This window comes from Allobaculum sp. Allo2, from assembly GCF_022701175.1.
GTDB lineage: Bacteria > Bacillota_I > Bacilli_A > Erysipelotrichales > Erysipelotrichaceae > Allobaculum > Allobaculum fili.
Window position 1 is genome coordinate 2,467,655 of record NZ_CP078088.1, and the last position, 10,945, is coordinate 2,478,599.

General features: G+C 50.6%; 16 protein-coding genes and 1 rRNA gene. 13 read left to right on the plus strand and 4 right to left on the minus strand.

What is annotated here, in order from left to right:
• Position 1: 1 nt before the first annotated feature.
• The 3 genes from KWG61_RS14180 to KWG61_RS14190 form a co-directional block, all read right to left on the minus strand.
• Entirely contained in the window at positions 2 to 1,012 is a 1,011-nt protein-coding gene (locus tag KWG61_RS14180; protein WP_242744371.1) for a hypothetical protein, read from the minus strand.
• 454 nt (positions 1,013 to 1,466) lie between these two features.
• Positions 1,467 to 1,649 (minus strand): hypothetical protein, encoded by a 183-nt coding sequence (locus KWG61_RS14185; protein ID WP_242744372.1) that lies wholly within the window; start codon positions 1,647 to 1,649, stop codon positions 1,467 to 1,469.
• 32 nt (positions 1,650 to 1,681) lie between these two features.
• Positions 1,682 to 1,870, minus strand: coding sequence for a hypothetical protein (locus KWG61_RS14190; protein WP_242744373.1), 189 nt, complete (start codon positions 1,868 to 1,870; stop codon positions 1,682 to 1,684).
• Between the two features lie 609 nt (positions 1,871 to 2,479).
• Between KWG61_RS14190 and KWG61_RS14195 the strand changes: the two genes are divergently transcribed.
• The 13 genes from KWG61_RS14195 to KWG61_RS14240 all read left to right on the plus strand — a co-directional run bounded on the left by KWG61_RS14195 (position 2,480) and on the right by KWG61_RS14240 (position 10,662).
• A complete protein-coding gene (locus KWG61_RS14195) occupies positions 2,480 to 3,124 on the plus strand; it encodes a hypothetical protein (RefSeq protein ID WP_242744374.1) in 645 nt (214 codons plus the stop codon).
• The gene (locus tag KWG61_RS14200) at positions 3,121 to 3,330 is read left to right on the plus strand and encodes a hypothetical protein (RefSeq protein WP_242744376.1); all 210 of its coding nucleotides are present in this window, start codon (positions 3,121 to 3,123) and stop codon (positions 3,328 to 3,330) included. Before KWG61_RS14195 ends, KWG61_RS14200 begins: the two co-directional genes overlap by 4 nt.
• A 192-nt stretch (positions 3,331 to 3,522) precedes the next feature.
• The gene (locus KWG61_RS14205) at positions 3,523 to 4,590 is read left to right on the plus strand and encodes an aromatic acid exporter family protein (protein WP_230268219.1); all 1,068 of its coding nucleotides are present in this window, start codon (positions 3,523 to 3,525) and stop codon (positions 4,588 to 4,590) included.
• Positions 4,591 to 5,098: 508 nt separating this feature from the next.
• Complete coding sequence (locus tag KWG61_RS17825; protein WP_367614216.1) at positions 5,099 to 5,446, plus strand: PTS system mannose/fructose/N-acetylgalactosamine-transporter subunit IIB; 348 nt, start codon at positions 5,099 to 5,101, stop codon at positions 5,444 to 5,446.
• Positions 5,443 to 5,688 carry a hypothetical protein gene (locus KWG61_RS17830; protein WP_367614217.1) on the plus strand — a complete coding sequence of 82 codons (246 nt, stop codon included), beginning with the start codon at positions 5,443 to 5,445 and terminating at the stop codon, positions 5,686 to 5,688. The genes KWG61_RS17825 and KWG61_RS17830 overlap by 4 nt, the downstream gene beginning before the upstream one ends.
• Positions 5,689 to 5,703: 15 nt before the next feature.
• The gene (locus KWG61_RS16560; RefSeq protein WP_256460706.1) at positions 5,704 to 6,102 is read left to right on the plus strand and encodes a PTS sugar transporter subunit IIC; all 399 of its coding nucleotides are present in this window, start codon (positions 5,704 to 5,706) and stop codon (positions 6,100 to 6,102) included.
• 10 nt (positions 6,103 to 6,112) lie between these two features.
• Positions 6,113 to 6,514 carry a PTS sugar transporter subunit IIC gene (locus KWG61_RS16565; RefSeq protein ID WP_256460707.1) on the plus strand — a complete coding sequence of 134 codons (402 nt, stop codon included), beginning with the start codon at positions 6,113 to 6,115 and terminating at the stop codon, positions 6,512 to 6,514.
• A gap of 110 nt (positions 6,515 to 6,624) precedes the next feature.
• Positions 6,625 to 7,368, plus strand: a complete 744-nt coding sequence (locus tag KWG61_RS14220) for a PTS system mannose/fructose/sorbose family transporter subunit IID (protein WP_242744378.1) — start codon at positions 6,625 to 6,627, stop codon at positions 7,366 to 7,368.
• A gap of 151 nt (positions 7,369 to 7,519) precedes the next feature.
• The gene (locus KWG61_RS14225) at positions 7,520 to 7,942 is read left to right on the plus strand and encodes a PTS sugar transporter subunit IIA (RefSeq protein ID WP_230268214.1); all 423 of its coding nucleotides are present in this window, start codon (positions 7,520 to 7,522) and stop codon (positions 7,940 to 7,942) included.
• A complete protein-coding gene (locus tag KWG61_RS16570) occupies positions 7,942 to 8,673 on the plus strand; it encodes an alpha-amylase family glycosyl hydrolase (protein ID WP_256460708.1) in 732 nt (243 codons plus the stop codon). The genes KWG61_RS14225 and KWG61_RS16570 overlap by 1 nt, the downstream gene beginning before the upstream one ends.
• On the plus strand, positions 8,625 to 9,311 hold the full coding sequence (locus KWG61_RS16575) for an alpha-amylase family glycosyl hydrolase (protein WP_256460709.1): 687 nt from the start codon (positions 8,625 to 8,627) through the stop codon (positions 9,309 to 9,311). The genes KWG61_RS16570 and KWG61_RS16575 overlap by 49 nt, the downstream gene beginning before the upstream one ends.
• Positions 9,215 to 9,802, plus strand: a complete 588-nt coding sequence (locus tag KWG61_RS14235; RefSeq protein ID WP_242744380.1) for a hypothetical protein — start codon at positions 9,215 to 9,217, stop codon at positions 9,800 to 9,802. Before KWG61_RS16575 ends, KWG61_RS14235 begins: the two co-directional genes overlap by 97 nt.
• A gap of 113 nt (positions 9,803 to 9,915) precedes the next feature.
• The gene (locus KWG61_RS14240) at positions 9,916 to 10,662 is read left to right on the plus strand and encodes a MurR/RpiR family transcriptional regulator (protein ID WP_242744382.1); all 747 of its coding nucleotides are present in this window, start codon (positions 9,916 to 9,918) and stop codon (positions 10,660 to 10,662) included.
• A 134-nt stretch (positions 10,663 to 10,796) separates the two neighbouring features.
• Here KWG61_RS14240 and rrf read toward each other — a convergent pair.
• A 5S ribosomal RNA gene (rrf, locus tag KWG61_RS14245) occupies positions 10,797 to 10,903 on the minus strand.
• Between the last annotated feature and the right edge of the window lie 42 nt (positions 10,904 to 10,945).

Here is a 10,945-nt window from a genome sequence, read left to right on the forward strand (position 1 = left end):
TTTACGGACTTTCCGCTCTTACTTTTTCACTGCGGATCGAGTCAATCATCTGTTCCGCGCGCTCAATTTTCTGCGCCGGACTCAGATCGTTCTGGCGAAGGTAGTAGAGATAGACCATTTCCGCGAAGTTCTTGTAATTGATGCCGCGGCCGGTCGGCACATACTCCAGTCCGCCTGCCCGGTTTGTCATGGATTCCGATAAAAAGCGGGTGAGGTTATTGTCGTAGTAGTCCCGGAACAGATTGATTTCGATATCGGAATCGTGATCCAGAATTTCAAAGTCCGCCTGATTGTTCGTAAAGTAGCTCATGTTATAGACAATGGCGAAATAGTACAGCATCTGCACTGTAACGCCCTGTACGCGAAAACGGCCTCGGGCCAGATCATCGATTTTTCGAAGCAGTCCGTATTTGCCTTTCGGCTTCAGATCCGGCCTGTCTGCAGTGGCCAGCGGTTCAAAGACATCGTCATCGAGAAAATCCGCACCGTTTTCGAGCGTCATTCTCGGATTGCCGGATTTTTCGCGGACGCAGCTCTGCAGGTAGTTTTTGCCTCCAAACCCTGCGGATTTTGGAAATCCGCCGTATTTCACAAACTGCCGGAGAATGCGTACCCGAAGCGAATCGTCCTTCCAGGCTGCATCTTCGGGAAAACTCAGACGGTCCACATCGCGTTTGAGATATTCACTGGGTGTGGCATACGTCTGAAAGCGACGATAGAGACTGTTCAGCATGCTGGCTTCGACATCTTCAAACGTTTCCAGCTCGAATGCATACGTGTCGGTAAGGTGAAGATAGTAGTCATTGGACTGATCGGGCAAATACGAAATGCCCAGGCGATCGTAAAGATCCAGCAGCTTTTTTAAAGCGGACGGCCGCATGGATTCGGTGGCTTTTTCCAAAGCTTTCTGCCGCAGCGTGACAGCCCGTTTTGTATACAGGCCGCTGAATTCGTCTTCGAGCGAATCCAGCGCCGAAGCCAAGCGTCGGGTAATCGTTCTCTGGCTTTCCATCGTAGAAACTCCTCCTGTTTCCTGATTTCACAAAAATGATAAGATCCTCGCCAAACTGCCCTCGCGAAGGGGGTAATTTTTACTGCCTTTCCAAAAACAGCCTCAGCATAGCGGGCATAGCGGGAATCGATCATCGGTTTTCATAAACATATTCGTGATCATTTTGGATGATCGTTCTGTTTCTAGGATATCCAATCGGGATTTAAATGGTCATTCTTTTTGGAACGGGGCAGGAATTGTGTACGATCTCTGAGATTTCCTGCAGGTTCTGGATGGTCCAGAACGAGCAAAAGCGGTGAAAAATGCGCACTGAGCGATGAAAAAATTGCAGATAAGCAGACAAACACAGAGAAAGGCAGAAACAAACAGCTCCATCCAGTCCCTTCTCTGCCTGCGAGAAGGACGGAATGAAACTGTCTGGGTCGTGTCTGTTATTTTCTTGTTCCTGTAAGTTTTACTTGTTCTGGCCAGAGGGCATGCGCGCTGGCTGATTTGAATACAGCATCGTCGTTCTGGACAGCTCATCGAGCCGTTCATCCAGATCGTCGCCGTCCTTTAAAGTCTGGCTCTGGCGCAGTTCGAGCAGCTTGTCGATCACGCCGTTGATACGGTTGAGAAGATCCGTCGAATCCGCCACGTAATTGTCCAGAAAGCGGATCCGCTTTTCCGTTACGTCGGCACTGCCGAATACTTCAACAGCCTGACTGGCGTTTTCATAGTTTTTTCGAGAACGTCTCTGGCTCCGTCCAGTACGCTCTTGTAGCGGGAAGCAGACATCCAGGAGCTGCCAAAGGAATCCTGAATCAGACGGTCGATCGCATTTTCGCTCTCCTCCGCCTGTTCAATCTGCTTTTTCAAAATGGCCAGACGCTTTCGATACGGTTCGGGAACCTCTCGCTCATATTCCGGCGCTTTCGCCTGGACAGGAAGCGGAGGCTTTTGTTCCGCATCTGGCGCGGACCGCTTTGTCGAAGGGCGGGCCGAATGGGACTGGATGGCTTTGAAAAAGCGCGTTACGGCAAGCAGGCCGTAAAAAGCGAAAGCATGCAGAACAGAAAAGCAAAGAAATTTTTCGACCGGTCAAAAACACCGAGTAAAAACGTAAAGCAGATGCCAAATACAATCGCATATCCGGCTGCAGCATACGCAGAAAGTTCATCAAACGTGTGAAATGCCTTTTTCCTGTTCAGACTGTTTTTCTTTGTGCCATGACAATTCCTCTTTTTCTTTCCAGATCCTTGTCCTTTTCACCAGCCCTTTGTCCTTTTTCCAGAGCTTTGGTCTTTTTCTTCCCCTTTCGGATGAAGCGTTCGATTCAAAAGATCGGACTGCTATCATTTTAGCAGTCCCTTAGACGAAAAGAACTGCGCCGGACGCCAAATCGTCCAGACGGCCTGTCTTTATTGCCTGCAGGTTTGAAAAGGAAGAATCCTGTGCTTAAAGGGATGGAGAGAGAGGAGAATGCCTATGCAGCAGGCCGCCATGCCGCCAGACGATTTTGGCAAACGAAAAGAAGCCGCCTTTGCCGCCGCAAAAGGACTCCCGTTCTTTTCATGCCTCAAATCGCGCCTCAAAAATACGGCTTCCCAGAACGCTCACAATCGACCGGCTTTTCATCAGATCTCCAGACTGCTTCATGCGCTGAAGCCAGCACCCGTTGCGCTTCTTATCGCCGGTCTGTGCTTTGTCCTGCTTCCGGTTTATGTGATGCGTTCCTCTTCCATCTCCGATTTTCCCTATACGGACGATGCAGACGGCGTGCTTACACTGGAAAAAGCCGGCGTAAGCGTTCAGGTCGCTCACCTTGAGAAGATCAATGGCGTCAGCTTCGCCACCCTGCAGATTTCCAGACAGGATACGCTGAAATCGAAGAGCATGAGTATCAACGTCTACGACACCCGAACAGAAGAAGATGACCCGAATTCGTATTCCGCAGACGCCTGCACCTGGATCGATATGCCCTTTGGCGTCGATACGATGTATCAGACGCTGGCCCTGTCCGGAAGCGAAAAACGGATCTGGACGCGAACGATCTGTCCTTTTCCGTTGACGGATTTTGGGAAAGCGACCTGCGCTCCGATTACGACTTTCTCGATGAGAAAGGAACGATGAGCGACGAAGACCTGCTGAAAGCATATCGCGAGCTTGGAGATCAGAACTACACCGTTCAGCTGACAGATGACGGCAGGGATTCCAGCTATTCGACGATCGCCTTTTCGTTAAGCTGGCCCGACGATAGACCGAATTCGTATTTTGGACACGTCAACATTCTTTACAAAAAGAAGGGCAGACCGTATTTGCGGATGTCTACGAAATGAAACCTTCCGCCGGATCGTCCAGCTTTCAGTACGTCTACACCCCTTCCCTTCCGATTCCTGACTACGATGAAGTCGAAGTCCTGAAAATCGACTGAGAAAACATCAAAGCTTCGAAACCCGTTGTTCTGCATGGGCTTTCGGAGCTTTTCTTATTTTTCGCTATGAAAAGAGGGACGGAATGCTAGATTTTTTATGAACTTTGAAAAAATTCGCCCGCAGCTCTGGAAGTATGGCCGCCGTGGGCGCCAGGCGCTTTCGGCCGCCGTCAAAATCGGGATCGGTTCTGCCGCCGCCATTCTGGTCTGTCAGCTTCTGAAGCTTCCCAATGCGGCATCCGCGGGAACCATTACCCTGCTGACTCTGATTGCCCGTACCCGTAAGGATACGATTCAGCTGATCGGCTGGCGTCTGGTTTCCTTTGTGATTACCGTCGTGATCTGTGCCGTCATTTTCCCTCTGGTGGAAAAGTCGTATCTGGCTTACGCTCTGTTTCTTTTCGCCGACGTGCTGATTCTTGATCTGCTCAACTGGCAAAGTACGCTTTCCGTCAACGCGGTCATCGGCGCGCACTTCCTGATCAACCGGGACTTTTCTGCGGAATTTGTGATCGATGAGCTGATTCTGCTCATGATCGGTACGCTCATCGCCTTCGGACTGAATCTTCTGCAGCCGACGCTGAGTGAACGCGAACGCCTGTATCGAAAAATCGGCGCCGTCGAAGCCGAACTGAAAACGTGCCTGTGCGACGTGTCGGCGTATTTGCGCAAGGAACAGAAAGCCGACGTTTCGCGCAGCGATCTCAATCTCCTGCAGGAGGAACTGAACGAATGCATCGCCCAGGCCACCCAGTTTACGCAAAACTCCTTTCACGAACGGGACAAATGGTTTCTGCAGTATTTTGAAGTGCGGCTTTTGCAGTGCATGATTCTCAAGCAGCTGCATGCTCATGTCAAAGCCATTCAGTCCATACCCGGACATGGCAAACTGGCCGCAAATTTTATCGACACGCTCTCCTTTCACGTAACGGAATCTTCCCGGCCAAAAACGCAGCTTGAAGACGTCGACCGCCTCATTCGGCAGGGCGCCTTGTGTCCGGATGAGCAGAGCGATTTTGAAAGTCAGGCGATGTTTTATCACGTGCTGCTCGACTTGAAGGAATACCTGCAGCTCGAGAGCGAATTTCTTTCTTCCTTAAGTCCAAGACAGCTTCGCCAGTACGAAGAAAAGGTAAATTACCTCCCAAAAGAAGCTGTTTCGTAATCCATCCAAGTCCGGGTTATCGACAGTTTCGAGCCTGCTCTCTTTCGCGCTGATCTGCTTGCGCCCCTTCCCGCATGCATATATTCGTCAAAAAGGAGGCACATCCGTCTTGAAAATCAAGACGGACCCCTTGGTCCGCTGGAAAAACCTGAAAAGCCGCCCCCATAAAATAAAACAGAATCTGTTCCTTTGAGAGATGCCGAGACTGGCATCTCTTTTCTTTTCCGCTTTTGCCTGCACGATTGGCGGCAGGCGTTTTATGCCTGAATCGGGACGATTCAGTGTTTTCGGCCCATGGGAAGAAAAGGCTTTCCCCGTTTTCGTTTTTGCGTTTTATCGTATTATTCACTTTATATAAAGCTGTTTTTCAACGGGAAATTTCCCGCCGTCCTGGGAAATACCCAGAGTTTGAAGCGCTTTCCCAACGTCCTTGCAAACCATTTACCTGTTTCTGGAAGTTTTCTATTCTGTCCTCGTCAACAGGGCGAACAGCCAGGGAGGAAAAATTATGAGCATTGTATTAGCCAGAGTCGACCAGCGGCTCATCCACGGAATCGTCGTGACCCAGTGGGCAGGAGTGACGAAAGCCAAACGCCTGATGGTCATCGACGACATCGTATCCGGCGATGAAATCCAGAAACAGGCGATGCGCATGAGCAAGCCGGCCGGAACAGGCATGTCCATCATCGACACCGAAACCGCCATCCGTAACTTCAAAGCGGGCAAGTACAACAACCACAACGTCTTCGTCATTGTGCGCGAGCCGGAAACGCTCGTCACCCTCAAGGAAAACGGTATTGAGATTCCGAAAGTCAACATCGGCATTCTCTTCGACGGCGAAGGCAAAAGACGGTGAAAAAGATGGTTTCCGTCAGTGAAAAGGAAGTCCAGGACTTCCGCCGTCTGCAGCAGCTCGGCGTACCGGTAACGTTCCACTATGTACCGGGCGAGAGCGAAGAAGCCTTTGAAACGTACATCAAGGACGAAAAACCGTCCCGATCCAGACGGATCTCTCTAAGCAACTTCACCCTTTTGCCAAAGAGGCGCTCGCAGTCGATTCAAACCAGGAAATCTGAACACGCAGATCAATCATTCTGAGAAAGGAAACTGAATATGGAAATTTTACAGGCTATCCTGATCATCCTGCTCGCTTGCTGGATGGTCATTGACCAGCAGGGGCTCGTCCTCATGACCTGGTTTCCCATCATGATCTCGGTTCCTGCCGGCATCATCATGGGCGATCTCACTACCGCACTTATGATCGGCGGAACATTTCAGCTGATGAACCTTGGCGTCGCCAACATTGGAGGCAGTTCCGTCCCCAACTGGGGACTAGCCGCACTGGTCGGCATCTTCGTTGCCTGCCGTACCACGGGCGATCTCGATTCCGCCAAAGCCGTTGCGCTGGCGGTCGGCGTTCCTGTCGGCATGCTCGGCATTCAGCTCGACGTTCTTGCCAAACTGCTCAACACCTACGTAGCCAACGCAGCCAAAAAGCCTGCGATGCGCTGAACTTCAAAAAATGGAACGCATTCTCTGGCTTGGACCCGTCATCTTCATGCTTTCCACCGCTCTGCCAACTGCACTTTGCGTCATCTTCGGCGAACAGATCGTCAGCTTCATTCTTTCCGTTGTTCCCGAATGGTTTACCAATGGACTGTCCATCGCGGGCAACATGCTTCCGGTTGTCGGTATCGCGCTTCTGCTTCAGGTTATGCCGGCTAAGAAATACCTGTCCATGCTTCTGGCCGGATTCGTACTATCGGCCTATCTGAACGTGCCGATGCTCGGCGTTTCGATCATCGGTCTGGCTCTTGCCTACTATTACTTCACCACCGCATCGTCTAAGCCGGCCGCTGCCGTCGCAAAGAGTGCCGGCGATACTGCAATCATCGAAGAGGAAGGAGATGACTGGGATGAGTAAAAACATGGAAACTCCATCCGTTATTCAGGAAAACAGCCCGGCACCCGCAGCCGAAAGCCATCGGGTGCTGACCAAAAGATATTCGTACTGCTGCATTTCGCTACATGTTCATGGCCTGCAACGTTTTCAACTACGAAAGCCAGCAGGGACCTGGCGTCGTTTTCGGTCTGAAGAAAGCACTGCGCAAGCTCTATCCGAACGATGAAGATTACCGGGCTTCGCTCGACAACCAGTTCAAGTACTTCAACACTACAACCTGGATGGCCAACATTCTTCTTGGCGCCTCGCTGGCCATGGAGGAAAAAGACGGTCTGGAGGCGCTCGACACCGTACAGAACTTCAAGACCGGCATGATGGGGCCTTTAGCCGGAATCGGCGACACCCTGATCTGGGTTCTGTATCCGACCATCATGGGATCCATCGCAGCCTACATGGGTCTGGAAGGCAATCCGATCGGCGCCGTCATCTGGATGGTCCTGAATGTCTGCTTCCTGTTCCTTCGCTTCAAGCTGTTCGACCTCGGCTATGAATCCGGTCTGAAGCTGATTACTGCTTTAGGCGACAAACTGCAGACGTTTACCCAGGCCGCTTCCATCATGGGGCTGACCGTCGTAGGCGCCCTCATTCCTTCCGTAATCCATATGACGGTCGGTCTGGAATTTGCGTTTGGCGAAGTGGCTCTGAACATTCAGACGGGCGTACTCGATTCGATCATGCCAGCTCTGCTCCCCGCACTGCTTACCTTTACGGTGTACAAGCTGCTCTCTTCGCGAAAAATGAGCGTCATTCAAATCATCTTCGCCATCATTGCGCTGGCGCTGGTCTGCTCCTTCTTCGGTATTCTGACCGTTTAATTTCCTTACTTTGTCTTTCCCTTCTGGAAAGGCGCACCGGAATAAAACAGCTGCCGGCTTTTCTTTCAATAAAATTTCCGGCAGCTGCTCTCGTTCTGATCGTTCTGCATTCTCATTCTTTACCCCATTTACGAAAGGATACCTGCTGATCATGACCAAAATCATTCTCGCCAGCCATCACACTATGGCTTCCGGCTTAAAAGATACTCTCAACTACATCTTCCCTTCCGATCTTGAAATTGCGGACATTTCCGCCTACCTGAACAACACCCCCATCGAAGAAGAACTCGCCGCTGTCATCGATCCTGTCGATCCGGCCGATGAAATTCTGATCTTTACCGACATGCCTGGCGGTTCGGTCTGCCAGGCATGCGCGCCCTACATTCTCAAACGGCCCAATACGCATCTGTTTGCGGGAATGAATTTGCCGCTGGTGCTTACTCTGGCGCTGCAGGCGCAGAGCGGTGCTCTGGATGAAGCAGCCATTGAAACCGCCATTGCGGAAGCCCGCTCGCAAATTGTTTACGTCAACGCGTCCTTTGGCGCATCCGACGATGACGAGGAGGATGAATAATGCGCGGCAAGTCGACCGACTGGTGGAAAAGCAGCGTCATTTATCAGATTTACCCCCAGTCTTTTCAGGACAGCAACAACGACGGCATCGGCGATCTCAACGGGATCCGCTCCCGTCTGGACTACATTCAGAAGCTTGGCGCAGACACGATCTGGCTGAACCCAATCTATGTATCTCCGCTTATCGATAACGGATACGATATTGCCGACTACCGGGCCATTCATCCGCAGTACGGAACGATGGAAGACTTTGAGCAGCTGCTCAGAGAAGCCCATGAAAAAGGGATTCGCATCATTATGGATCTAGTCGTTAATCACACATCCGATCAGCACGAATGGTTTAAGCAGTCCCGCTCTTCCCGAAACAATCCTTATTCCGATTTCTACATCTGGAAAGACGCGAAAGAAGACGGCTCGCTTCCCAACAACTGGGGCTCGACGTTTGGCGGACCGGCCTGGACGTACGTTCCCGAACGCGATCAGTACTATTTGCACTGCTTTGCCAAAGAGCAGCCCGATCTGAACTGGGAAAATCCGGCGGTTCGCGAAGCGGTTTATGAAGACATGCGCTTCTGGCTGGATAAAGGTGTCGACGGATTTCGCATGGATGTCATTTCGGTCATCTCCAAAGATCCCGCCTTCCCGGACAATGACGGCCGCTTCCCTATACAAAGTCCTATTACATGGGCAGTTCCAACGGACCGCGCGTTCATGAATTCCTGCAGGAAATGAATGAGCAGGTGCTCAGCCGCTACGATGTGATGACCGTCGGCGAAACGCCAAACACCACAACAAAGCAGGCTCTGCTTTTTACCGATCCGGCGCGAAAAGAACTCAACATGGTTTTCCAGTTTGAACACATGCATCTCGATTATGGAAAATACGGCAAGTTTTCCGTCGAACGCGCTCCGCTTGCCGATCTGAAGGAAAACCTGTCCAAATGGCAGAACGATCTGGAACAGGGATGGAATTCCCTGTACTGGAACAACCACGATCAGCCGCGTGCCGTATCCCGCTATGGCGACGATCAGCGCTTCCGCATCGAATCCGCAAAAATGCTTGGCACCCTGCTTCATGGCATGAAGGGAACGCCCTTCGTTTACATGGGTGAAGAAATTGGTCAGGTAAACCCGGAATTTGAACGTCTGGAAGACTATCAGGATATCGAGACCCGCGCCTTTATCGATCTGCTTCGCGAAAACGGAGAATCCGAAGAGTTCATTCGTACCGTCTGCCATAACGGCAGCCGGGACAATGCCCGTACGCCGATGCAATGGGATTCAAACAAGTCCAATTACGGCTTCTCAAAAGCGAGCCCTGGCTGCCCTTTACCAAAGCCAGAGACGTTTTTACCGTCGAAGACGCGCTGAACGATCCCAATTCCGTCTTCTACCATTACCAGAAGCTCATCGCTCTGCGAAAAGAACTCCCGGTTTTGCGCAACGGAACGTACTCGCTCAAAATGAAAGATCATCCAGAGATCTTCGCTTATAAACGAGCCAACGAAAACAGCAGCCTGTATATCATCTGCAGCTTCGCCGATCAGGATATTCCGTTCTCCCTATCCGATCTTGGCCTTTCCAAAGAAGAAGAAAAATGTCTTTCATGCGCAAAGCTTCTCCTTTCCAATTACTGCGACACCCCAGAAACGCTCTCGAAGATCCAGACGCTTCGTCCTTATGAAGCGCTCATGATTCTTTTGACAAGACGATCGACTGATTTTGAAGACTCCAGAATCTGGAGTCTTTTCTGTTTCTGCGCTTTGATCTTTTCAGTAAGCGGAGTGCCCCTCACACTTCGCCTGATCACGGAATGTGCACGAAAAAGGGATGGATGTAAAAACGGTCTTATCGATTTCTGAAAATTCCTGTACCTTAAAAACGGACCGAAAGAGTATGGCTGTACAAAACCTGTTTTTCTTTTCCATCCATTCTGGATGGACTATCCCCGCACTAAGGAGAAAGGAGAAGGATCATGAATTTTTTCCAGCAGGTAAAAGTGAGCTATGACGGCTTAAACGATACAGAAAAGGAAATGGCCAGTTTTCTCGTTTCCCATACAGAAGATCTTTGCGGCCTGTCCATTAACGATATGGCGAAAATGCTGCAGTCGAGCCGGTCATCCGTACTGCGCCTGGCGCAGAAACTCGGCTATCGCGGCTATTCCCAGATGAAATTTGAAATGCAGGAAGCGTTGAATGCGCGGGAAGTCATTCCGCAGGATCTGGTCGATCAGTACCGTCACGATGTGATGCGAACGTTCGATATGTGCGCGCAGTTCAATTACACGCCGCTGCTGAAAGCCATCGATTCGGCAAATCGCCTGATCATTTACGCGACCGGATTTGTACAGAACAACTATTCCCAGCAGTTTTCTTCGGAGCTTTTTCTCTACGGCAAGCCGAATCATCTGATTTCTGGAGAAACGAACTTTGAAATTATCGCCCGTACACTGACGCCGGACGATCTGGTCATTATCACCAGTCTCAGCGGAGAAACCCCGCATCTCAAAAACATCGTCAATCTGCTCAACATTCGAAAAGTCCCGATCTGTTCGGTGACGATGCTTTCAAAAACTCTCTCAGCGATCACAGCCAGTTCTCGCTGCACTATGAAATCTCCCGCTTCCACTGCAGGCCGAAGACTCCAAATCCATGAACGCCCTTTCCATCGCATTAACAGTTCTGGCAAGAAAGTATCTGGAATACGCGCACTTCGATGAAATGTAAACTGCAAATCCAGGCGTCCGATCCGCGAGCCGCTGAAAGCGAAGAATTCTCTGTTCATAAAACGCAGACAAAGAAAAATCCCCGAAGAATATCGGATTTCTCCTTTATCTTTCGGGGATTTCATTTTGTTCGGCAACTACTTATCTTTGCCTTGTGGCTATTGTCAGCGCAAGATGGCTTAGCTTCCATGTTCGGGATGTAAATGGGCGTATCCCATCCGCTATCGTCACCGTACTTTTAAAGTTTATCAAATGGATCTTCCAAAAACAAACATCA